General features: G+C 63.7%; 28 protein-coding genes. 24 read left to right on the top strand and 4 right to left on the bottom strand.

The features are described 5' to 3' along the window. Positions 1-123: 123 nt before the first annotated feature. From HRJ34_RS29075 to arsH, 15 genes are all read left to right on the top strand, one after another. On the top strand, positions 124-2178 hold the full coding sequence (locus HRJ34_RS29075; protein WP_208634661.1) for a ParB/RepB/Spo0J family partition protein: 2055 nt from the start codon (positions 124-126) through the stop codon (positions 2176-2178). 140 nt (positions 2179-2318) lie between these two features. Then, complete coding sequence (locus tag HRJ34_RS29070) at positions 2319-3242, top strand: ArdC family protein (protein WP_208634660.1); 924 nt, start codon at positions 2319-2321, stop codon at positions 3240-3242. 132 nt (positions 3243-3374) lie between these two features. Then, on the top strand, positions 3375-4010 hold the full coding sequence (locus HRJ34_RS29065) for a hypothetical protein (RefSeq protein ID WP_208634659.1): 636 nt from the start codon (positions 3375-3377) through the stop codon (positions 4008-4010). A gap of 25 nt (positions 4011-4035) precedes the next feature. Continuing rightward, the gene (locus HRJ34_RS29060; protein ID WP_208634658.1) at positions 4036-4647 is read left to right on the top strand and encodes a DUF6927 domain-containing protein; all 612 of its coding nucleotides are present in this window, start codon (positions 4036-4038) and stop codon (positions 4645-4647) included. After that, entirely contained in the window at positions 4640-5563 is a 924-nt protein-coding gene (locus tag HRJ34_RS29055; protein WP_208634657.1) for a hypothetical protein, read from the top strand. The genes HRJ34_RS29060 and HRJ34_RS29055 overlap by 8 nt, the downstream gene beginning before the upstream one ends. Before the next feature lie 27 nt (positions 5564-5590). Next, positions 5591-6037: a hypothetical protein gene (locus HRJ34_RS29050; protein WP_208634656.1), complete on the top strand. Its 447-nt coding sequence runs from the start codon at positions 5591-5593 to the stop codon at positions 6035-6037. A 244-nt stretch (positions 6038-6281) separates the two neighbouring features. Beyond that, positions 6282-7229: a DUF2493 domain-containing protein gene (locus HRJ34_RS29045; protein ID WP_011950787.1), complete on the top strand. Its 948-nt coding sequence runs from the start codon at positions 6282-6284 to the stop codon at positions 7227-7229. Positions 7230-7458: 229 nt separating this feature from the next. Continuing rightward, positions 7459-8085: a hypothetical protein gene (locus tag HRJ34_RS29040; protein ID WP_226949250.1), complete on the top strand. Its 627-nt coding sequence runs from the start codon at positions 7459-7461 to the stop codon at positions 8083-8085. Between the two features lie 483 nt (positions 8086-8568). Beyond that, positions 8569-8982, top strand: coding sequence for a single-stranded DNA-binding protein (locus HRJ34_RS29035; protein WP_024020060.1), 414 nt, complete (start codon positions 8569-8571; stop codon positions 8980-8982). 98 nt (positions 8983-9080) lie between these two features. Further along, on the top strand, positions 9081-9413 hold the full coding sequence (locus HRJ34_RS29030; RefSeq protein WP_024020061.1) for an ArsR/SmtB family transcription factor: 333 nt from the start codon (positions 9081-9083) through the stop codon (positions 9411-9413). A gap of 12 nt (positions 9414-9425) precedes the next feature. Beyond that, positions 9426-9953, top strand: a complete 528-nt coding sequence (locus HRJ34_RS29025) for an arsenate reductase ArsC (RefSeq protein ID WP_208634655.1) — start codon at positions 9426-9428, stop codon at positions 9951-9953. Continuing rightward, on the top strand, positions 9953-10384 hold the full coding sequence (gene arsC, locus HRJ34_RS29020; protein ID WP_208634654.1) for an arsenate reductase (glutaredoxin): 432 nt from the start codon (positions 9953-9955) through the stop codon (positions 10382-10384). The genes HRJ34_RS29025 and arsC overlap by 1 nt, the downstream gene beginning before the upstream one ends. Next, the gene (arsB, locus tag HRJ34_RS29015) at positions 10381-11445 is read left to right on the top strand and encodes an ACR3 family arsenite efflux transporter (RefSeq protein WP_208634653.1); all 1065 of its coding nucleotides are present in this window, start codon (positions 10381-10383) and stop codon (positions 11443-11445) included. Before arsC ends, arsB begins: the two co-directional genes overlap by 4 nt. Beyond that, the gene (arsN2, locus tag HRJ34_RS29010; RefSeq protein WP_208634652.1) at positions 11442-11873 is read left to right on the top strand and encodes an arsenic resistance N-acetyltransferase ArsN2; all 432 of its coding nucleotides are present in this window, start codon (positions 11442-11444) and stop codon (positions 11871-11873) included. The genes arsB and arsN2 overlap by 4 nt, the downstream gene beginning before the upstream one ends. Continuing rightward, entirely contained in the window at positions 11873-12613 is a 741-nt protein-coding gene (gene arsH / locus HRJ34_RS29005) for an arsenical resistance protein ArsH (RefSeq protein WP_208634651.1), read from the top strand. The genes arsN2 and arsH overlap by 1 nt, the downstream gene beginning before the upstream one ends. Before the next feature lie 174 nt (positions 12614-12787). Here arsH and HRJ34_RS29000 read toward each other — a convergent pair whose 3' ends face one another. The 3 genes from HRJ34_RS29000 to HRJ34_RS28990 all read right to left on the bottom strand — a co-directional run bounded on the left by HRJ34_RS29000 (position 12788) and on the right by HRJ34_RS28990 (position 14520). Further along, entirely contained in the window at positions 12788-13216 is a 429-nt protein-coding gene (locus HRJ34_RS29000; protein ID WP_208634650.1) for a thermonuclease family protein, read from the bottom strand. 393 nt (positions 13217-13609) lie between these two features. Continuing rightward, positions 13610-14089 carry an RES family NAD+ phosphorylase gene (locus HRJ34_RS28995; RefSeq protein WP_066532575.1) on the bottom strand — a complete coding sequence of 160 codons (480 nt, stop codon included), beginning with the start codon at positions 14087-14089 and terminating at the stop codon, positions 13610-13612. Further along, positions 14086-14520: an antitoxin Xre-like helix-turn-helix domain-containing protein gene (locus tag HRJ34_RS28990; RefSeq protein ID WP_208634649.1), complete on the bottom strand. Its 435-nt coding sequence runs from the start codon at positions 14518-14520 to the stop codon at positions 14086-14088. Before HRJ34_RS28990 ends, HRJ34_RS28995 begins: the two co-directional genes overlap by 4 nt. Positions 14521-14812: 292 nt before the next feature. Here HRJ34_RS28990 and HRJ34_RS28985 point away from each other — a divergent pair, with 292 nt between their 5' ends. Together HRJ34_RS28985 and HRJ34_RS28980 are read left to right on the top strand one after the other, a co-directional pair. Then, entirely contained in the window at positions 14813-14977 is a 165-nt protein-coding gene (locus HRJ34_RS28985; protein WP_181316822.1) for a hypothetical protein, read from the top strand. A 49-nt stretch (positions 14978-15026) separates the two neighbouring features. Then, positions 15027-15560, top strand: coding sequence for a hypothetical protein (locus HRJ34_RS28980; protein ID WP_208634648.1), 534 nt, complete (start codon positions 15027-15029; stop codon positions 15558-15560). A gap of 109 nt (positions 15561-15669) precedes the next feature. On the opposite strand, the gene HRJ34_RS28975 is transcribed toward HRJ34_RS28980, so the two are convergent. Beyond that, positions 15670-16047, bottom strand: a complete 378-nt coding sequence (locus tag HRJ34_RS28975) for a hypothetical protein (protein ID WP_208634647.1) — start codon at positions 16045-16047, stop codon at positions 15670-15672. 274 nt (positions 16048-16321) lie between these two features. Between HRJ34_RS28975 and HRJ34_RS28970 the strand changes: the two genes are divergently transcribed. From HRJ34_RS28970 to HRJ34_RS28940, 7 genes are all read left to right on the top strand, one after another. Further along, complete coding sequence (locus tag HRJ34_RS28970; RefSeq protein WP_208634646.1) at positions 16322-16717, top strand: DUF3768 domain-containing protein; 396 nt, start codon at positions 16322-16324, stop codon at positions 16715-16717. A 328-nt stretch (positions 16718-17045) separates the two neighbouring features. Then, positions 17046-17225, top strand: coding sequence for a hypothetical protein (locus tag HRJ34_RS28965; protein WP_208634645.1), 180 nt, complete (start codon positions 17046-17048; stop codon positions 17223-17225). A gap of 13 nt (positions 17226-17238) precedes the next feature. Further along, positions 17239-18003: a ParA family protein gene (locus HRJ34_RS28960; RefSeq protein WP_208634644.1), complete on the top strand. Its 765-nt coding sequence runs from the start codon at positions 17239-17241 to the stop codon at positions 18001-18003. Continuing rightward, positions 18003-18938, top strand: a complete 936-nt coding sequence (locus tag HRJ34_RS28955) for a ParB/RepB/Spo0J family partition protein (protein WP_208634643.1) — start codon at positions 18003-18005, stop codon at positions 18936-18938. The genes HRJ34_RS28960 and HRJ34_RS28955 overlap by 1 nt, the downstream gene beginning before the upstream one ends. A gap of 300 nt (positions 18939-19238) precedes the next feature. Continuing rightward, entirely contained in the window at positions 19239-19775 is a 537-nt protein-coding gene (locus tag HRJ34_RS28950; protein WP_208634642.1) for a hypothetical protein, read from the top strand. Next, complete coding sequence (locus tag HRJ34_RS28945) at positions 19768-20898, top strand: relaxase/mobilization nuclease domain-containing protein (protein ID WP_208634641.1); 1131 nt, start codon at positions 19768-19770, stop codon at positions 20896-20898. The genes HRJ34_RS28950 and HRJ34_RS28945 overlap by 8 nt, the downstream gene beginning before the upstream one ends. A gap of 158 nt (positions 20899-21056) precedes the next feature. Further along, positions 21057-22229 (top strand): cysteine desulfurase family protein, encoded by a 1173-nt coding sequence (locus tag HRJ34_RS28940; protein ID WP_208634640.1) that lies wholly within the window; start codon positions 21057-21059, stop codon positions 22227-22229. Positions 22230-22234 lie beyond the last annotated feature (5 nt).

The raw sequence follows: 22234 nt of genomic DNA, 5'->3' as shown, positions 1-22234 counted from the left end.
CGATCGAGGTCCTCTCTCCGCGCCCAGTGCAGGAGAGGGGAGGGGGCCTTCGGCTTTGTGGGCCTGATGAGCAGGCTCGCGTGACCGTCGAGGCGGCGCGCCAGTTCCAGATGGAGACGAAAGATGATCCAGTCCGTGAAGGTCAAGAACCTCTCGCTGTCGAAGGACAATGTCCGCAAATCGAGCCGTGACGCCGGTATCGACGCCCTAGCCGCCAGCATCGCAACGCAAGGCTTGTTGCAGAACCTCATCGTTACCCCGCTCAAGAAAGCGGGCCATTTCACCGTCAAGGCGGGCGGGCGCCGGCTGCGCGCACTCCAGAGCCTGATCGAGCAGGGCATTCTGCCGGTCGACCATGTCGTGCCCGTCCTCGTCCTTACCGACGACGACAACTCGGTCGAGGCGAGCCTCACCGAGAATTTCCAGCGCGTTCCGATGAACCCGGCGGATGAAAGCACCGCGTTCAACTTCCTCATCCAGAAGGGGATGACCGCCGAGGACGTTGCCAAGCGACAGGGCGTCACCACCCGCTTCGTCGAGCAGCGGGTCCGGCTTGCCGAGCTTGCACCAAGCGTGTTCCAGGCTCTCGCCGCCGGCGAAATCACCCTGGGGGTCGCTCAGGCCTATGCCGTGACGAGCGACATCGATCGTCAGGCTCGCGTGTTCGCACAGATGAGTACCTCCTATTATGGCGATCAGCCCGACAACATCCGGCGTGCGATCCTCAACGGGACGATCAAGGCGAACGATGCCAAGGCGCGGTTCATCGGTCGCGATGCCTATGTCGCCGCAGGCGGCCGCATCGAGGGTGATCTCTTTGCCGCCGAGGGGGACGAGAACTGGATCGACGTCGATCTTCTTGAAGATCTTGCCGGCAAAAAGCTGGAGGCGGCCGCCGCCGAACTCGCGCAGGCCGAGGGCCTCGCATTCGTGACGCCGATTGCGGCCACCCACGTTCCCTACGATCTCGAGCGTCAGCTTCATGAGTTTCACGCGCCCGCGCGGCCGCTTAGCGAAGCGGAAAGCGCGCGCGTCGAAGCGCTTTCTGCCGAGAATGACCAACTCGTCGAGCAGCTTGAAGGCGAACTGACCGATGGGACGGCGGAAGCCGAGGTCGCGAACGATCGTCTCGACGAAATCGAACGGGAACTTGAAAGCATCGAGGAATCCCGTCGCGAGATCGATCCGGCGGTCCGGGCGCAGATCGGGACGTTCGTTTATATCGGTGGCGATGGCGAAGCCCGCGTTCACACCCGCATGTTCAGTGAGAAGCCGGTTGTCGATCCGAATGCTCCGCCCAAGGTGATGGGCGGTGCCAATGGTGACGACGGCGCCGACGACATCGATCATGGACCCAAACTCAGCGCTACGCTGATTGACGAGCTGGCGACCCAGCGCCGGCAGATCCTCGTCGCTCACATCGCCAGTGATCCGGCGATGGCGCTGGACCTCACCATCTTCCTGATGGCGCAGAATGTCGTCTTCGAGCAGAACTACGCCCGCAACCACTCGACGCTCAAGTCCAGCGGCGCCCAATTCCCGATCTTCGGCTTCCGCGACGAAGGATCGATGGCGTCGCAGGCCATCGAGGATCAGCGCCAGCGTCTCGATACGAGCTGGGCCGGTCATAAGACCATGTCCGAACGTTTCGATGCCTTTCGTGCGCTCGACGACGAGGCCCGCGGCAGTTGGGTGGCCTTCTCGATCGCACGCACGCTGGAGCCGAGCCTGAACGTTCCCGAGGGCGGACGGTCCAATGGGTTCCATGACCATCTTGGTCGCGCGCTCGACATTCAGGTCGAGCATTGGTGGCGCCCCACGGCTGAAAACTTCTTCGGCCGCGTCAAAAAAGACGTCATGCTCGACGCGCTCGAGGCCATCGGCGGGCCGATCCTGCGCGGGCGATACAAGGACGCCAAGAAGGGCGACCTTGCCGCAACCTGCGCCTCGCTCTGCAACGGACAGGGGATCGTCGAGGCCGAAGTCCGCGAAAAGGCGGCGGCCTGGCTGCCGGATGCCATGCGCTTCGACGCCATCGAAAAGCCCGAGACCATCGCGCTGCGCTCGACCTTCATCGACGAGGCCGACGATGTCGATCCCGACGACGATGGTGACGACGAGTCCGACCCTGATGACGCGACGCACGACGGTCAGGAGGATTTGAGCGAGGCGGCGTGACGCCTGCTTGCACGGTTCGAGGCGACTTGGGGGCGGCACTCTTCGCGGAGTGTCGCCCCTCCTTTTGTGCCCCGACGGCAGCCTTTCTGAGGAGAGGATGCTGGTCCGGGCTCGCCTCTTCCAGATCAGGAGAACTTGCCGTGGCAAAGACCGCCGATAAACCGTCGCCCGCCGACACCATCACAAACGCGATTATCGACAAACTCGAATCCGGCGTACGCCCTTGGGTGAAGCCGTGGCGGCCTGGCCTTGGCGGCCGTCCCCTTCGCGCGACCGGCGACCCGTATAAGGGCATCAATTGTTTCTGGCTGTGGCTCTGCGCCGAAAGCGCCGGCTATCGTTCGCGCACCTGGATGACCTACAAGCAGTCGCAGGCGCTGGGCGGCCAGGTCCGCGAAGGCGAGCGGTCGCAAATCGCCATCTTCTACAAATCCTACAGCAAGACCGTCGAGTCGCCCGTTACTGGCGATGCTACGGACGAAATGCGCCGCGTGCTGCGATCCTACGCCGTCTTCAATGCCGATCAGATTGATGGGCTGCCCGAGAAGTTTTATCCACGCCCCGTCAGCGTCGTCGCCCCCGACGACGCGCTACCGGATCGCGCGCAGCGCTTCCTCGATGCCCTTCCGGCGAGGGTTCACCAGCGCGGCGATCGCGCCTACTACGACCGCGTTGCCGACAGCATCACGATGCCGCCCGTCGCGTTGTTTTCCACCCGCGCGTATTTCGCTTCGACGTTGGCGCATGAGGCAGGGCATTGGACCGGCCACCCTGACCGACTCAACCGAGAGTTTGGCAGGAAATTCGGCGACAACGCCTATGCGTTCGAAGAGCTTTGCGCCGAGATGACATCCGCCCTGCTCGGCGCGGATCTTGGCCTCCCGACCGCCCATATCGACGATCATGCAGCGTATATCGGCTCGTGGCTCGCGGTGCTGCGCAAGGATTCCCGCGCCATCATGACGGCTGCGGCAAAAGCCGAAGCAGCGACCGTCTTTCTGCTCCGCGCAACTGGCCTCGCCACGTCGGACGAAGTCCAGGAACAGATCCGTGAAGCAGCATGATCGCGGCGGTCGCCTGCCTCGACCCCGGCGCCTCCCGCCGGTTCGCCGTAGCGCTCCGCCGCCGCAAGGAGGGGGGAGGAGAGGACGCCTTCGGCCTTTTGAGCGCGCCAGAGCGCTCAGAAGGAGGCTCCCATGTTCTACGATACGCTCTACCGCCACAATCAGGCCCTTTCCCCCGCCGGTCTGGACCATCTGCCGGCGGCACTCCACGCCCTCAACGCCGCCGTCGACGACTGTCAGCGTGCTGGCAAGCCTGTTGCCAGCGACGCGGCAACCCTTCTCCTCATCCGCCATCTGGCAGACGTTGCCGAACGCGATGCGCCCAGCGCGGCCGCCCTTCGCCTTCGTTGCGAAGCAGATCGCCTAGCGGTCGACGCCGCACCAGCGCTACTCGACATTGCCGGAAAGAGCGTCGGCGGAAACTACCACGCCAAACGGACCTTCCACTATCAGGCGCGCCGCGCGCTTACACGTCTAGCGACAGCAATCGGCCTCGATGCGGACGACGCTCGTATCAACACCGTGATGGGTGCCGATCACGAAGACGGCACAACGGAGTTGCGCCACGCGGATCTCGTCGTTCGCGTGGTCCCGCGCGGCTTTCTTCCGGACTGCGAGGTATCGATCAGCCGCTGTCGCGACGGGCAGGAGATCGGCAAGGCCCACCGCTCGCCGATCACCGAGTTACTCGACGTGGCCGCGTTCCAGCGCAGGCTTGCCGGCATGCTCGGCGATATCGGCGCGGCGCGTTTCGCGGCTGCCGCCTGAACCCCGCAATAGCAGGAGATCTCTCATGGGTTGGCTCTTCATGCGCGATATGGGTGGCTACGCCACTCCGCGCTCCTATCTCGACAACCAGTTCACCTATGCGCACGCGGACCATCGTCTCACGGTTCTCGCGTCTTCGATGGTCGGTTCGACCTATTACGCGGCGTGCGAACGGATCGAGGCATCCGGCGCTCGGGCCGTCTTCGCTGTCGTGTGCCTGACCAGACAAAGCACCGGCGCGCGCGATGGCTGCACGTTCGGCTACAAAGACATGACGGAAACGATGGGGCCGTGCGAAAGCGACTGCCCTGCTGCAATTCTCGATGAATTAACCGTGACCGACAACGCCCATGCCTCCGAATGGCGCGCACGCTGCCGTGCCAACCTTGTTCGCCGCAAGCTAGAACGCGCGAAGCCGGTCCCGAAGCTGGGACAGACCATCGTTTTCGACGAGTCCATCCGTTTCAATGACGGCGAGGATCGCGCCCGCTTCACGGTCATTGCCAATCCGAAGGGCAAGGCACCGCTATTTCGCGATCCCATAACCGGCGCCGTGTGCCGGATTGCGAAGCTCAGGACGCGCGCATACCGGCTTATCAACCCAACCATCGTCCCGAAGGACTCGACGAATGGTTGAGCGCGCGCCGGTGATCGCGGCTTGGGGCGCTGGCGTCGATTCCACCGCCATGATCATCGAGCTCGTCGAACGAGGTGAGCCGATCGATATGGTGTTGTTTGCCGATACCGGTTCGGAAAAGACCGATACCTATGCGTTCATCCCGCTCTTTCGTCGTTGGATGGACCGTCACGATGTGGCGTCCGATATCGTCCGCTACGAACCGCGAAATTTCAAGCATTGGCCGCCCTATGATAGCTTGGGCACCAACATGCTGACCAACGCCACCCTGCCGTCCAAGGCATTTGGGCGGGGGTCTTGCTCGCTCAAATGGAAGGTGGCGCCGCAGGACAAATGGACGGCGCAATGGGCACCCGCGATACGGTGCTGGGGAGAAGGCGGACGTGTCGTCAAACTGATCGGCTATGACTGTTCCAGTGCCGATCAGCGTCGCTACGCGCACGCCGAGGGATATGCCGACCCACGCTATGACTATCGTTATCCCCTTCGCGAACTGGGCTGGACCCGGGCGGATTGCATTGCACGCATTGAGCGTGCGGGCCTGCCTGTACCGCCCAAATCCTCCTGTTTCTTCTGTCCCGCGATGCGGCCGCACGAAGTGGATGCGCTTTCTAAGGATGAACTGCGCACCATCGTTCTGATGGAGGCTCGCGCAAAACCTCGCTTGCGTACGATCGATGGCCTCTGGCGCAAGCCCGTTGTCGGGCGAGGCGGGGCGATACCGAGACCGGGCAATATCACCGCCTATATCCGTCAGCACGGCCTTCTCGCGCCGAGCGAAGTTGATCGGATCGTGGCGGATGCACCGCTCGCGCTGGTCGCGTTCCAGGCGGCGCAAGCCTGCAAGCCGGTCGAGCAGCGCATGTCGATGGCGCGCTGGCTCGACGCATTCCACCGTCGTCAGTCCGCAGGCTGACCCCCCTCACTAGCTACGGAGACTCTCATGGCCGATCGCGCTTCTGTCGCGATCCGCATTGGCGGATCGCTGTCCCCTGACCTCCTTCCCGGCTTCTGTGCTGCCGTCGAGAGCGACGGCGCCTTCACGGATTGGGAGGGCACCGCGTTCGACCCGGACGATCTCGATCGGAGCGTTCCCCTGTACCTGGCCGACCATGAGGTCGCCTGGGGCCGGTTCGAAGCGATCGAGACTTTCTGTGTCGATCATGCCCTTGTCTTCGCCCGCTGGGCGGGCGGCGCTTCTGGGGCGTTCGGCCCGGAGCGGGTGGTCTTTGACGGCACGACCGTTCGGAGTTTCAGCGCCTCGGACGACGACGAGATCCTAATCTCGGCGGAAACGGTGCGCGGTCTCGGCAGCTACGCGGCGGTGCTCTCGCATCTCGCGGCGGCGGAATTGGAGATACCCCCGTTCCGGATCGACGGCGCAGGCTGAGGACAAAGCGAAAACCGGTCTGTGACGACACCTCCCCGCCAGAGGATGCTGCATATGGGCGCCCGCGAGGCGCTGGCAACCCGCGAACGGCGGGCCGAGTTGCCGTGTGCCACGGCTGCCCGCACCACCCCTTGTTCGCGAGTTTCCCTCGGCTGTGCCTCGGTGCCAGCCCCTCTTTTGCGAGCGCCCGGAGGATGCGCATCCGGCGGAGAGGCCGCCGGCACAGACAGAAAGGCTCGCTATCATGTCCACATCGCTTGCAGCCGCACTCGCGGCACTGGAGCTAGGGCACCTCGAACCCCGCGCTGAAGACCTGAGTGGCATGGCGCCGCCACCAACCGAGGCGCTGGAGCAGACCGTTACCGCAATCTGGAGCGATCTCTTCACAACGATGAGCAACACATCGATCGAGCGTGACATCGAAGATCTGGGCTGGGGGCTGGTGAACCTCTTCCACCGCGCCGCCGCCAAGAAACACGGGCTGGTCGACCGGTTGACCGACGACATTCGCTTGCTCCTCGCCGAACAGGACGGCTCCGAAATCAGCACGGCCAATCTGGAGGAAAAGATCGATCTCGCCAAGAAGGTCGAGGAATCCGCGGGTGCCTTCGAAATCATGCGCGATGTCGCCGCCGCGCACTATATCCGGGAAACCGGGAGATCGTGGGTGCCATCGTCCGGCAACCGCATTTCGCTCGGTGTCACCGCCGGGATCGTCGACGGCCATGCCTTCCTGCGGGCGCGCCGCGAGCGGGCTTTGAACGCCAACACCGCGCAGGGTACGCCCGTTGTGTTCGCCGGTGGCCGCCTCACCTTCGCCAACGACTTGGATATGAAGACGTTCGCCGACAACCTGCTGGCGACCCTCAACAAGGTTCGCGCCCATGTCGGCGACATGTATCTCGTACACGGCGGCGATATGAAGGGTATCGAACGGCTTGCAGCGTCCTGGGCCGAGCAGAATGGCATCCAGCAGGTGCGGTTCGGCCTCGATCGCAAGCTCGGAGATCGCGCTGGCTTCCGTCGCAACGAGCAGATGCTCTCGCTCAAGCCGAGATTCGTGATCGCCTTCCAGGGCAATGGCGTGACGGAGCGGCTTGTCATCGAGGCCAAGGCTCGGGGACTCCGGGTCGTTGATCGTCGCGGCCCATTGGGAAGCCCTCCTTCAGCTGCTCGTCGCGGTGCGGGCTGAAGCCGCGGGCCGCCGGTTTGCCGGCGGCCCTTTTTTGGCTCTGCTTACGGTTGTCCCATCGGAATTCCCGCCAGCGAGAGGGGAGGATGCCGAGGCGTGTTTGGTTTGGCTGAATAGCGCCGGAATCCTTCGGTCGTGTCCGCAGCGCGGATCCATTTCAGTGTCCACCAGCCATCCGCGTTGCTCACGCCGCGCCGGCCGTCGCCTTGCCACAAATGAGAGAGATACGATGATGCGCGATCTGCATGATGAGGAACTGCGCGCTCTGCTTGCATTCCGACAGCGCCATGGGCGCTGCTGGAAGGCCGCGTTGCTGTTGCGCTGGTCGGCCGGCACCGACGCCGATGAACCCGGTTCGGCGCATTTGCGCCATCTGCGCAATATCAGAGGACCGCGCTGGCTGCTCGGGCTATCGGCCGCCACGCTCGATGACGCTGCGCGGCGTTTCGCCGGAAATGTCGATCCGGTGCTGATCGACATTTTCATGGAGAATGCCACGGGCTTTGCCCGCGGCGCGTCGGCAAGCGTCAGGATCTCTCCGGCGAGCGCTGCGCATTCGCTGGCCATCGCGATCGAACTTAGCCTCAAAGCCTATCTGATGAAGGCGGGCTATGCCGACGACTGGAACCGCGTCCATATTCGGCATGACCTTGAAAAGGCCCTGGCGCTTGCCGTGGCGACGGGCCTGTCGGGCTTCCCACCGGAATTTCCGCAGCTCGCGGCTATTCTTTCGCCTGCCTATGGCCGCCATCAAATCGATGCGATGTTCCGGGGCGGGGCTTCACCTTTCGATGTGACGGACGCCTCGGTGTGCGTCGACCATCTCCTTGCCGTAATCCGGGCGCAGATCGCGTAACCGGCGCTCCAATGGCAGCCTTGCGCGTTGGTCGAAGACGGGCTCCACCGATCCCGTTGAGGCCGGGGGTGACCCTGCCGTAACACGGACGACAGAGCCATGACCTCCTTTCTCGTACCGGGCATCGCCGCTTCGCTGGGGACGGGTCAGAAATGGGAGAATGTGCCGTTCAGCGGTTATGAGGGCTCTGCGGGGCGTAGATTGTCGCAGCGGTGGGGCGGGGTTTCTGCACCGGTTCCTGGTGTCATAGAACCTAAGCGACCATCCCTTCTTTTTGACCTGATCCCTAAGTCGGTCGCTCGGTGCCTCCAACCCGCTCCCCTTCGGGCCGAGTTGCCGTGTGCCACGGCTGCCCGCACCACCCCTTGTGTCGGGGTTCCCCTGCGCTGCTGACGCGCTCCGGTGGAAGCACCGCCCATGCCCGCCTTTTTCGGGGGTCAGTCGAAGGGACGGTCCCTTCGGCACCCAAAAAGGAACCTCGACATGCAGAACCTCGTCATCCTCGCCGGCAATGTCGGCGCCACGCCGGAAGCCCGCACCACCCAGGGCGGCACCAAGATCACCCACTTCAGCCTCGCGACCTCGCGGCCCAAGCGGGACAGCAACGGCAAGACCATCAAAGACGATAATGGCCGTCGGATCGAGGATACTGAATGGCACCGGATCACCTGCTTCAACGGCGTCGGCAAGACCGTCGAACAATATGTCGACAAGGGCATGAAGGTGATGGTGCGCGGTCGCATCCACTACACCCGCTGGACCGACAACGAGAATATCGAACGCTACGGTGTCGAGATCATCGCCGACGAGGTGACCTTCCTGACCCGCGCCAAGTCCGCGAGCGGCGGCCAGGGCGGCAACGACAGCTCGGTGGATGACGACGAAATTCCTTTCTGAGAGCCGCAAAGGCCCGGTGGCATCAGCCACCGGGCCTTTTTGCTGTTTTCGGCTTTAGGGCGGTTGCAAGAAATCCATATATCCAATAATATCGATATATGGATAATGATTCTGCTATCGATGCTCTTGGCGCACTGGCGCAAAGTACGCGGCTCGACGCCTTCCGGTTGCTGGTGCGGCATGAGCCCGCCGGCCTCGCCGCCGGGGACGTCGCCCGCCAGCTCGACATCCCCCAGAATACGATGTCCTCGCATCTCGCCGGACTTGCTCGCGCCGGTCTGGTCCGAGCCGAGCGCCACAGCCGCCATATCATCTACCGCGCCGATCTCGACCAGCTCAAGGCGCTCACCCTGTTCCTCGTCAAGGACTGCTGCGGGGGCAGGGCAGAGCTGTGCGAACCGCTGATCGCCGAGCTTATTCCCTGCTGCTGACGGAGCTTCTCCATGTCTGACCGCGTTTATAATGTACTGTTTCTGTGCACCGGCAATTCCGCGCGCTCGATCCTCGCCGAGAGTGCATTGACGAAATTGGGAGAGGGCCGGTTTCGCGCCTTTTCCGCAGGCAGTTTTCCCAAGGGTGCGATCAATCCGGACGCGATCGCTCTCCTGGAGCGGATCGAGTATCCGATCGCCGGTCTACGGTCGAAAAGCTGGGATGAATTCTCCGACCCCGATGCGCCCGCCATGGATTTCGTATTTACCGTTTGCGACGACGCGGCCGGCGAAACCTGTCCGATCTGGCCGGGTCATCCGATGACGGCGCATTGGGGCATTGAGGATCCGAGCCATGTCCAAGGCCCGACGATCGAGCGCGAACGGGCGTTCGTGACGGCGCTGCGCTATCTGGAAAATCGGATTAAGCTGTTCATCGCGTTGCCGTTCGACCGGCTCGACGCCTTGGCGTTACGCGCCCATGTTCGGGAAATCGGCCAGGTCGAAGGCGCGAGCACTCGTCGCGGGGACGCTGCGTGATGCCGATCGACGTGATCATCTATCATAATCCAGATTGCGGAACGTCGCGCAACACGCTCGCGATGATCGAAAATGCCGGCATCGAGCCGCATGTCGTCGAATATCTCAAAACGCCGCCGAACCGATCGCGGCTCGCCTCGCTGATCGGGCGCATGGGGATTACGCCCCGCGATCTGCTCCGCGAGAAGGGCACACCCTATCATGAGCTCGGCCTCGCCAATCCCGCGTTGAGCGATGACGAATTGCTGGACGCCATGATCGCCCACCCGATCCTGATCAACCGGCCGATCGTCGTCTCGCCGCTGGGCGTCAAATTGTGCCGACCGTCCGAGGAAGTGCTCGATCTGTTGCCGAGCCAACAGCGCGGGGCTTTCACCAAGGAGGATGGCCAGCGGGTCACCGATGCCGCCGGCAAGAGGATCGAGGGATGAGCGCTGTTAACGCGCCGACCAAACCGGCGATCAGCGGTTTCGAACGCTATCTGAGCCTTTGGGTGGCGCTGTGCATCATCGTGGGTATCGCGCTCGGCTATGCGCTGCCGGGCCTCTTCGCGGCTATCGCCGCGGCCGAGATCGCCCGTGTCAATCTCGTCGTGGCGGCATTGATCTGGCTGATGATCATTCCGATGCTGCTCAAGATCGACCTTGGCGCTCTGGGTTCGGTGCGCCAGCACTGGAAGGGGGTCGGCGTCACCCTATTCATCAACTGGGCGGTCAAACCCTTTTCGATGGCGTTGCTGGGCACGGTCTTCCTGGGGTGGCTGTTTCGTCCGCTGCTCCCTGCCGGCGAGGTCAGCTCTTACATCGCCGGGCTGATCCTGCTGGCGGCGGCGCCGTGCACGGCCATGGTTTTTGTCTGGTCCAACCTGTGCGAGGGCGAGCCGACCTATACGCTGAGCCAGGTGGCGCTCAACGATATCATCATGGTCTTCGCCTTCGCACCGCTGGTCGGGCTGCTGCTCGGCGTCGCCTCGATCGCGGTGCCATGGGACACGCTGCTGATTTCGGTGCTGCTCTATATCGTGGTGCCAGTCATCGTCGCCCAGATCGCGCGGCGCGTGCAGCTGGCGTCCGGCGGCGAGCCCGCGCTCGAGCGCTTACTCGCAACGCTCGGCCCCTTATCGCTGGTCGCCTTGCTGACGACTCTGGTGCTGCTGTTCGGGTTTCAGGGCGAGGCGATCATTGCCCATCCGCTCGTCATCGCGCTGATCGCCGTGCCGATCCTGATACAGGTCTATTTCAATGCGGGCCTCGCCTATTGGCTGAGCCGCCGGTTCGGCGTGGCCTGGTGCGTTGCCGGGCCTGCCGCGCTGATCGGCGCGTCCAATTTCTTCGAGCTCGCGGTTGCCGCCGCGATCAGCCTGTTCGGCCTCAACTCGGGCGCTGCGCTGGCGACGGTCGTCGGCGTGCTCGTCGAGGTGCCTGTAATGCTCTCGGTCGTGCATATCGTGAAGGCGACGCGGCCATGGTACGAGCAGCGGGCTACGACATGATCGCTACGCGCGTCGAACTTCACCAGCTGGCCGCGCTCGCGCAGGTGCTGGCGGAAGCAGGACTGCCGGCGAGCGATATCGCAGCGCCTGGCCGTCATTTCTACAGGTTCGACGATGAGGACGGTCTGATTGGCTATGGCGGCGTAGAAGGCGCTGGAGTCGATCGGTTGCTGCGCTCTCTCATCGTCGTGGAGGCGCGTCGCGGTGTAGGTCTGGGCAGCGCCATGCTGTCCGCGCTCGAACGCGCGGCCGCTGATGATGGCGCGACCTGCGTCTATCTGCTGACCACGACGGCTGAGTCCTTTTTCGGCCGCTTTGGGTATGCCCCGATAGCCCGCGCCTCCGCGCCGGCGGAGATCGCCGACAGCGCCGAGTTTCGCTCGCTTTGCCCTGCGAGCGCCGCCTTTCTTTTCAAACGGATTTGCTGATGTCCCGACTGCGTACACTTCCCGATCCCGATCTCATGCCGGCGCTCGATCGCGCGATGGTCCGGCATGATCTGGCGACGGGTCTTGGTCCTCTCAATCCACCTCCGCGTATCCTGCTGCTCTATGGTTCGCTGCGCGCGCGTTCGTTCAGCCGACTTGCGGTGGAGGAGGCGGCCCGCCTGCTCATCCTGTTCGGCGCCGAGGTGCGCATATTCGATCCGAGCGATCTGCCGTTGCCCGATCAGGTCGAGGGTGACGATCATCCGGCGGTCCATGAGCTGCGCGAGCATGCGCTGTGGTCGGAAGCGATGGTGTGGTGCAGTCCCGAACGGCATGGCCAGATCACCGGCATCATGAAGGCGCAGATCGACCATCTGCCGTTGGAGTTCGGCGGCAAGCGCCCGACCCAGGGGCGGACCCTCGCGGTGATGCAGGTGTCCGGCGGCTCGCAGTCGTTCAACGCCGTCAACACATTGCGGCTGCTCGGCCGTTGGATGCGGATGATCACCATCCCCAACCAGTCGAGTGTCGCCATGGCCTTCAAGGAATTCGGCGAGGACGGCCGGATGCGCGCGTCCAGCTATTATGACCGGATCGTCGATGTGATGGAGGAGCTCGTTCGCTTCACGATCCTCACGCGCGGCCATGCCGATCAGCTCGTCGATCGTTATTCCGAGCGCAAAGCAGCGATACTCAGGCGCGATGCCGACAAGGATCTCGCGACGCAAGCCGTCAGCTGACCCGAAGCGCGCTCTTACGGAACTGCCGTATTGAGCTGGTTCTGGAGGGTCGCGATGCTCTCGATGACGGCATCGAAGGCAGGCGCGTCGCAAATCAGCATGTCCGAAATATGTCGGTAGATTTCGGACACCCGAGGAGCGGCGGGATTTCGCTATTCGCCCTTCCGCGTCACCTCAGCGACAGTGGCCTGCCGCATAGCGGTTCCAGCGCAGCACCATGCCGGTGGCAATCATGGCGCAACTGATATCGCCGATGACAGGCGCTGTGCACCAGGCGCTGGTGCGATTGCCTTTCGCATTTCCGTTCGATCGGCACTGGAGCCTTGGTCCTGCAAGCAGGATGTGGCCGGTTCCGGTTCGGCCTCTCGCGCCGCCGAGCAGCCGCACCAGGGTGTCGCGCGCAGCAATGCCGCTGGCGCGCGGGCAGGGGTGCCCCCTGCGGCACGAGCCATCGATCTCCCGCGCCGCGATTCCAGCGAGCCGGATCCGTGGTCCCTCGCGACACCAGATCGGGCCATCGCCGTCCCAGACCCTGACCGGTGTGCAGGTGAACAACTGGCCGCTCTGCACGACCGCGACGGCAAGCAGAAATACAGCCAGCATCAGCGCTCAATCCGGGAGGTGGCGTGCGTCATGTTCAGGGAAGAGCGGCAATGTATCCGACCTCGCGGCGGGCTCGTCGGCGAGGATATCGTAGCAGCGCAAACGCACTGCCAAGTGTCGCGCCAACTCCGCCGTTGCACGGCGTCGTGCAACGGTATCGCCACACCCAATATCGGTGACGAGGGCCGGTTCGGCCGTGGCGAGCGACACCTCGAGGTGGAGGGCCAGACTGTCTTCATCGACTCGGAGCATGGCTGCAGAATAGAACAAAGAAAGAACATTTATCAAGTGTCGAGATCCAGCGAGCCATCCATTATTGCTTGGGTGACGCCAGCCATGACTGGACATCGCCCAGCGTCCCCAACAGCGTGCTGATCGCCAAGCCCTTCGCGATCAGCCGTAAAGCCGGTCATCCCACCAGATTGGTTCGGGGAGCTCGAAGCTGATTGCTTGCGCGTCGGGATGTGCTGGATTGATCAGGATGTTGCGTTCCACCCGTGCCGGGATCGAAGGCACCAGCAACAGCGCCGAGCGCCCTGCCGCGAACCACGCCTCGCCAAAGGTCTTGCAGATGTCTTCGCGCTTGCCGTCCCACCCGGAGAATTTGGCGGTCGGGAAGACTTCATAGCTGACGCCGTTGGGGATCGTGATGCGGATATAATGCTGGTTGGGCGGCATCACCGTGTTCGCGTGGACGAGCTTTTCGAGCATCGCCGTCGAATAATGTTCTGACGTGTAGATGATCGGGCTGGCCGCGGTGTTCCACCGTCCCGGATAGAGCCGAGCGCCCTCGCTGTCATAGATCGGATGCGCGCCATCAGGATCGCCGATCCGAAAACAGGTCAGCACACGGTCGGTGATCTGGGCGCTCACGCCCCGCCGCCATACGCCGCCCGTCCCAGCAGGTTGATGACGACATCGGCCCCCGGCCCTGTCGCCAGCGCCACGTCGAGCGGCGCTTTGTTGTCGAGCATGGGATGCGCGCGGCCGAGAAAGTCGCGGACCTTGGCAGGATCCTTATAGATATCGAGCGCGAAGCTGAACACCTTGGCGATCCGCGCCAGCTTGTCGCCTTCCTCGCTGGTCAGGCGCTTGGACGCCGACTTCTTGCGGCGATCAAGCGTCGCCTTGGAAATCAGGCGGAACTTGAAGCGGCTGTCGTTGGGCGCGACGGTGTCGGCGAGATGGTCGAGTGCGCCGACCGGAAGGCCTTCGAGAATCGAATAGCTCAGCCCCAGGCGCGTGTCGCTCTTGCGGGGCGCAACCCCAAGCAGGGTCTCGATCGTCACGGGCTGGCTCGCCATCTGCTGCTCCTGTCTCATCTGATACAGATATATGTCTCACATGAGGCAAACACAAGCAACCGGTGATATCCGTCCGGCGGGGCCATGACCTCTTCCGGCCGGCAGCTTCACCCCGCTCTTTGAGGCGCAATCCTTGGTCCGGCGCGCGGCCTAATGCGATCAACCCGTAAAGGGTCCGGTCGCGTGCGCTACGGCTTTTGGCCTGCGGCAAAAAGTGATCGCGGCCACCCACCAAACACTTCGGGCGCCAGTCGAGCGGGGATGAACCCGCCGGCTTTCAAGGAGCCTCGACATGTTCACCGACATCAAGATCGCGCGCCTGAATGCGCTCGGCCTCTCCAAGACCCTCATGATCGCAACGATGGTCATCGGGATCGGCAACCAGTTCGCCGTCATCACCGCCGACGACTTTGACGGCGACGTGGTCGTCATCAACGAATATGATCCGTTCAGCTGAAACCTTCCGGCGGGGGCATCCGCCCCCGCCCTTATTATGCGAGCGCTGATTGGACGATCTTACCGAGGAAGCGAACCCGCACTTCATTCACTCGACACTGCGGGAGCGCATCGTCGAGCATGTCTTTGTCGGTGAAGCGCTGCGTCGGCTCTGGCAACTGGGTGTGACCGACGTCGAGGTGCTGCGCTCCGAATTCGACGCGGGCGGCTATGATCTGGTCATGGCCCGCCGCCGCGTGACCCGCCATATCCAGTTCAAGACCAAAATCGTCGGCGGCAAGACCGATGAGGTCAAGATCAGCCTCAAGCTGATGGAGAAGCCGAGCGGATGCGTCATCTGGATCGTGGTGACGCCGGATCTCCTCTTCGACCATTATCTGTGGTTTGGCGCGGGGCCGGGCGAGCCTTTGCCGGACATCAGTCCGTTCGCCGTCGCCAAACATAGCAAGGGCACGGCGGAGGGCGAGAAGAGTGAGCGGCCGAACCACCGCAAGGTCCGGATATCCAGGTTCGAGAAGGTCGCCAGCCTGGACGAGATATTGCTTCGTTTGTTCGGTGATCTGGCTAACGCGAAGGGGGCTTAAGCGGGCAGGGCGGCTCCGGCTGCGCCGGACCGGGCTCGAGGCGGACCGCCCCGAGCCCCGTGCCGGGTCTCGGCCCATGCGGGTCACGATCCCTGCCGTGGGCAGGTCGTCAACGGCGCTGTGGACTCGGCAGGTCTGCGGCATTCGCGACAGGGGCTGATCGCCCATGCGCTAGATGCGCGGGCGGGCACAGGCTCAGCCCGTCGCGCAACGCCGCATCATCGACCAGGATCCGCCACGGTCCACCGTAGCGCCGGGCCGCGAGGTAGAAGGTCGCGCCATCGCACGCGACCATACGGCATCGCTCCTGGCGATCGATCAACGACGCATTCCCGCCATAGCGGGCGACCAGCTCGTCGAGATCGGCGCGCATCAGGGCGCCGCAGCGACGGCACTGGGTACGAACCTGGATCTGAAACCGCTGCATCGCGCCGACGCTCGATGTCCAGCGTGGCCAAAGGGCGATGATCCGGGCGGTGTCTGTCATGATCGGATGATAGCGAAGCCCTCGCTCGCGCGTCCAGCAGCACGTCTGAAAAGTCGGCCATGCCGTTCCTTATTCCCTCTGACCGCCGCACCGACGGTCCCTTCCTGGCTTGGCGTCCTCGCCGCGGCACTTGCCAGCGCAAGCCCGGTGCCGGGCTTCTCCACATCCGTTGCGACCCTGTCGGGTGCGCGGGCGCGCTATGCCCCGGCGGTCCGGTCGCCTGTCGGAAGGCCCCGATCGGCGGGGTCTGACACAGCTTGGAAAGTCGAACGTCATGGCCGACCCCCAGAATGACAAAATCCTATCCGCAGACCAGCGCATCGCGACCATCGCGCGGCTCAATGATGCCCTGCGCCAATCCATCCATAGCCCGGGCGTCAACCAGGTGGTCATGACCGCCGGGGTCGCCGACCTGATCGGCGATACCAGCCTGTTTCGCGGGTTTCAGCGCCGCGCGGAACTGCTGCGCACGGTGCGCGACTATGACGCCTTTGGTCCCGACGTCGATCCGCATGGGGAGCGTGATTTCGGTCGCTTCGAGTTCGCGGGCGAGGCCCTGTACTGGAAGATCGATTATTATGATCGCGCACTGACATACGGATCGCCTGACCCGGCAGATCCCGAGGTCACTATCCGCGTCCTGACGCTGCTTCTCACCCACGAATATTGAGCTATCATGGCCCCGACCCTGTCGGGGCCACCTTATTTGACGACGGGATTCGCTGGTGCCGCCAACGCGGATCGCTCTGCGTCACCCGGTTGCGCCCGGCGCCGGCCTGCCCAGATTTCCAATCCCTGGCGATTGACCCCGGCCATCCCCCTGACCGGGGGGATAGCCGAAAAGTCTGCTTGAGCAGACTGTCGGCGGTGCCGCCCAGACGTCCCATCGACCCTTGCTCTCCGGCACGAGAGGGGAGGCTGCGCGGCGAGAGCGTCCGCGTTTTGCTGCGCGGTGAGGGGACCGATCCGTTTCCTGCAACAAGCCAAGGAGACCCGCTATGGCCGATTATTTTTCCCGCCATCCCGACCATGCGTTCGTATTCGCATTCGTCTGCTTCGCGATCACCGTTTACCTGTTTCGCTATGTCGGCCCGGGGATCGGCGGCGGTGGCGACTGGTCGTCGCGCGACCATTATGAGCGCAATCTGCGCGATGGTCCCGACAACTATGAGTCGTGACGGCGCTGTGCCCATGAAGACGATCGTCGTCAGCCTGCTCAAGGGCGGGGTCGGCAAGACCTTCCTCGCCACGCACCTCGCCTGGTATCTGGCCGAGCAAGGCGGCAATCGCGTCGCCTTTCTCGACCTTGATCCGCAGGGCAGTTCCACACGCCGGCTTGCCAGCGAGCGGACCGGGTGGTTCGCGGCGGACCTGTTCGATCCCGAGGCCCGGCTCGAGCTTACCGATGCGCCCGGCATCACGGTCTTCGCCGCCGATCCGCGCCTGCAGATGGTCAAGGCAGCGGGTGACGTGCGCGATTTTCTTGGCCGGTTTCCCGCGTTGGGTGCCCATTTCGACCATTGCGTCATCGACACCGGTCCCAAATGGGACGAGCTGACCCTGAGCGCGATGGCGGTCGCCGACGCAGTGATCGCTCCGGTTCAGGTCGCCGAGGATTCGATCGAGTGCGCCAAGATGCTGCTCACCGCGCTCAAAAAAGCGGAGGGTGCGCGAGGCGGGCGCAAGGTCGATTTTCTCGGGCTGTTGCCCTCGATGGTCAATCCTTTCGACCGACGCGAGATGGACAATGCGGTCAAGCTCGCCCGCGCCGTTGGTGGGAAGCTGATGTTTCCCGCCTTCATCAAGGCGCGGCCGACCTACAAGCATTCGGCCGAACAGCATCAACCGGTCTGGCGCGAAACCGGCAGCGGCGCAAAAGCGGCGGCCGACGAAATCCGGCCGATCCTGGCGGAGATCGTGCGCCGGATGGACGTCCGCCATCTGAGTGCGGCGTGATGGGCAAGTTCGATCAGCGCGCCGAAGAGTTCGGGCTGCTTGTCGGTCTCCACGACAGCGCCCGGCGCGTCGAGGATCTGCCGCTCGACTGGATCATGGCTGATCCGGAAAATCCGCGGCGCGTGTTCGACGAGACGGAGCTCAAGGATCTTGCTGCCTCGATCGCCGCGCGCGGCGTCCTGCAGCCGATCATCGTCGCCCCGAAAAATGGCGACGGCCTTCACGTCATCCGCGTCGGCGAGCGGCGCTTTCGGGCATCGCGCCTTGCCGGGCGCGAGACCATCCCGGCGATCGTGATGGCGGTGGTGAACCGCGCCGACACGCTCGCCGATCAGATTGTCGAGAATGACCAGCGCGCAGGCCTGACCCCCCATGATCTGGCGACCGGGATCGAACGCATGCTGGGTGCCGGCGTCACCCAGGCGGAGATCGCCCGCGCGCTCGGCCGATCGAAGCAGTTCGTGTCGCTCTATGCTGCCTGTGCCGACATGGCGCCCTGGCTGCGGGCCGCGATCGACCAGATGCCGATCCGGTTGCTCTACGACCTCCACCGGGCTGCCCGTACTCATGGCGACGCGGTGCGCGCCTATGTTGAGCGGCTTGGTGATGAAAACGTGACCCTGGCCGAGGGTGGCCGGTTCATCGCGGGACTCAAGGCATCCGAGACTCTGCCGGATGCCCGTCTCCGCGATGTGCCCGCGCTTTCGGACGGGCAGGGCGCCGAGCGCGCCGCACCGAGCCGGCCGGTTCGTGCTGGTGCCGGTTTGCGGTCGATGTTCGAAACGGAGGTGCCGCCGCAGCCTCGGCCGCTCGATGCGGTTCGGGTGACGGTGGGTGGGCGGACAGGACGTTTGATCCTGCCCGAGCGCGTTCGGGTGGCGTTCGACGACGGCGAGGAGGTCGAAGCGCCTGTTGCCGAGATCGCCATGGAGTAAACCATCGGCGGGGCAGGTCGGGGCGCATCCAATCACCCCTCACTCCGCGTCGAAACGATCGCGCTTTTCAGGCAATATTGACAGCCGCGCCCCTTTCTTCAGGGGCGCGGCTGTCTTCATTTTGCAGGCGGAGGGAATTGGTTCGCTCGGCGACATTCTCTTTTCCCATCGAGGCCAGGTCGAGTTGGATACGTCGCTTGAAGAGGGGCGGAGTCTGTTTGAGCAGACTATAAGACGAGTGGTTTTAGGTGAGGGCCGGATAGGCTTGGCGCCGTCATTGTTAAACAATAGCAATGGGGTGTGGCGTTTTTCGGCCTCCGTCTGCCCGATGATCTCGCGGCGCGCTTCGATGCTAAGGCGACTGCCGCCGGCGGTCGCTCAGCGCTCCTGCGCAAGCTGATCGACGGTGCGCTTGAGGCTGCCGGGGACGCTTCGAGCGAGACGGCACTGCCTCGGACCCGCGCGACTGACCGGCTGCAGCTTCGGCTCATGCGCGAGGATATCGTTCAGCTCGATGCGGCGGCCGACGCGCGTGGCCTCAAACGGACCGAATGGCTGGTGATGCTATTGCGCCGGCGGTTGCATGCGACGTCGCCGCCGTCGCGTGGCGACCGGGTGCTGATCGCGCAGTCCTGGCGCGAACTCAACCGGATCGGCATCAATCTCAACCAAGCGGTCCATGCGCTACATGCCGCGACCATGGTGGATTCCCGTCTCGACCTGGCGCGCGAGGCCGCGCGTGTCGCTTCCTTCCGGGATGAGGTGGCCGATCAGCTGCGCGTGCTGGGCCGGGCGCTCAAGGGCGACATGGCCTATTGGGATACGGGAGATGAGTGACGACGATGACGGCGTCCTGCCGCTCCCCAGCCTGATGGAAGCCTGGCGACCGCCGACCGGGGGCAAGCGCAGCCTGCGCGGGGCGACGCTACGGATCGGTTCGGGCGGCAAGGGCAGGGGCAATGCCGCGCCGGCGCTGTCGGCGGCCGAGGCGCGGGCCAAGCTCGAGCGGATCGTGCGCAAGGCCCCCGAGGTCATGGTCAAGATCTCGGGCAAGCAGCGTGGAGCCAGGCATCTTGCCGAGCATTTCGGTTACATCTCGCGTCACGGGAAGCTTGAAATCCGCAGCAGCGAGGGCGAGATCATCACCGATGAAAAGCGGTTGAAGGCGATCGCCGCCGACTGGGACATGCTCGATCAGGCGATGAATGCTTATGGCAAGGACCGGCCGACCTCCATGTCGATGGTCTTGTCGATGCCCGGCGGTACGACCGATGCCGCGACTATCCATGATGCCGTCCAGGCGTTTGCGCGCGTCGAGTTCGAGGGGCAGTTCAGCTATATGGTGGCGCTGCACACCGACACCGCGCACCCCCATGTCCATCTGACCGTCGCGACTCAGGGCCAGGACGGGACGCGGTTCAACCCGCGCAAAGCCGATCTCCATCACTGGCGGGAGAGCTTCGCCCATGAATTGCGCCAGCGCGGCATCGCCGCCGAAGCGACGCCGCGCCGCGCGCGCGGCCATGTCCAGAAGCGGGTGCGTTCGCCGGCGCACCATCTGGAGGCGCGGACAGCGGGGCAGGGGAGGGAGTTGGATCTCAACCGGCTGATCGAAGAGCGCGCGCAGGCGTTCGCACGGTCACAGAACCCGGAGCGTCGGTTGGAGGATGTGCTGGCGCTGGGCCGCCAAAAGCAGATCCGGGGGGCTTACGCAGATGCCGCAGCCGCGCTGGCGGCGACCGGGAAAGACGAGGACCGCGCGCTGGCCGAGGATATCGCAGGGTTCGTGGCCGATATGCCGGCGGCGGTGTCCCGGCGATTGGAGCGGGCGCGGGAGATCATGATCGCCGATAGGGTAACCGGTGCCGTTGGCAGTCCGGCGCGCGATGCCGGTGTTGATGGGCCGCAAGACCGAAACGCAAGTCAGCGCAAGCGTGAACCAGGCGATCGAGAGCGTTGAAATTGTACCGACGGATCGAAGGTTATTGCCGCACTGTTCGAAAATGATCTTCTGATCGCCCTCAATCTCCTCTACATCGTTGCTGATGTGTCGTCCAACTCCTGATTTTGCTCTTTGTGCTATCAACTGCGCGACTGCGTGCCGCTATAGTGCCTGATTTGACGATCGCGCCGATCTTCCTCGACGGGTTCGCGACATTGCCGCTGGCTCCGGAAGCGCGCGAAGCGATGTTGGAGACGTGGGCGTTACCCGGCAATGCCGGGTCGCCAAACGCTTCGGGGGAGCGGGCTGCGCGCATTATCGCTGACGCCCGGGCAGACGTTGCTGCGTTGATTGGGGCTGCGCCAACGGAGATTATTTTCACGTCTGGGGCGACCGAAGCGAACAATCTTGCTATCCTCGGTATCGCTCATTTCGCCTTAGCCGAGAACTCCAGCCGCCGCCGTATCGTCGTCTCTTCGGTTGAGCATAAGGCAGTTCTCGAACCCGCCAATATTCTAACGGACCGGGGCTTCGACGTCACGGTCGTCCCCGTCGATCGATATGGGAGGGTCGATCTCATTCGTCTCAAAAGTCTGGTCGACGAGCGGACGCTTTTCGTCTCCGTGATGATGGTCAACAATGAGACCGGTGTGGTTCAGCCGGTGTCGGAGGCGGCCTCGATCGCACATGCGGCGGGCGCATTGTTTCATACCGATGCGGCGCAGGCGGCAGGGAAGATTGCCATTGATGTTCTTGAGCTTGACGTCGATTATCTCAGCTTGTCCGCGCACAAATGTTACGGACCGATGGGGGTGGGCGCACTTTACTGCGCTGCAGGTGTTCCAACGCCAGGACCCCTCATTTATGGGGGCGGTCAGCAAAACGCAGTCCGGCCCGGAACCGAGCCGGTTGCCCTAACCGCAGGGTTCGGCGCGGCGGCAAAGGTAGCGATGTCCGCCCTTGGTGAAGATGCTAGCCGTGGCCGCTCCCTGATCGGTATGCTGCTCGACCGGCTCGCGCAGCAGCAAATTCTATTTGAACGGATCACCGGGGATCGGCCCGTGCTCCCCGCCAGTGCGGCGATCAGGCTTCAAGACATGAGCGGTGACGATCTGTGCGCTATGGTTGCGCGCAATGTCTCACTATCGACTGGATCGGCATGCACCGCGGGTCAAGTGAAGGTATCTCATGTTCTTGAAAGAATGGGACTTTCTGACACGGATGCGCGTTCTGTTATCCGAATTTACTGCCATCGATATCTAACGGAGAGTGATATCGAGACAGCTGCCGCTCATATTATCGCTGCCATTTCGCGGTCTCGGGTTGTCACTGGAGAGGTTCGCCAGTAGCATTC

The sequence above is a fragment of the Rhizorhabdus wittichii genome (genome assembly GCF_017607425.1).
Classification (GTDB): domain Bacteria; phylum Pseudomonadota; class Alphaproteobacteria; order Sphingomonadales; family Sphingomonadaceae; genus Rhizorhabdus; species Rhizorhabdus wittichii.
This window is presented reverse-complemented; position numbering and strand designations above follow the sequence as displayed.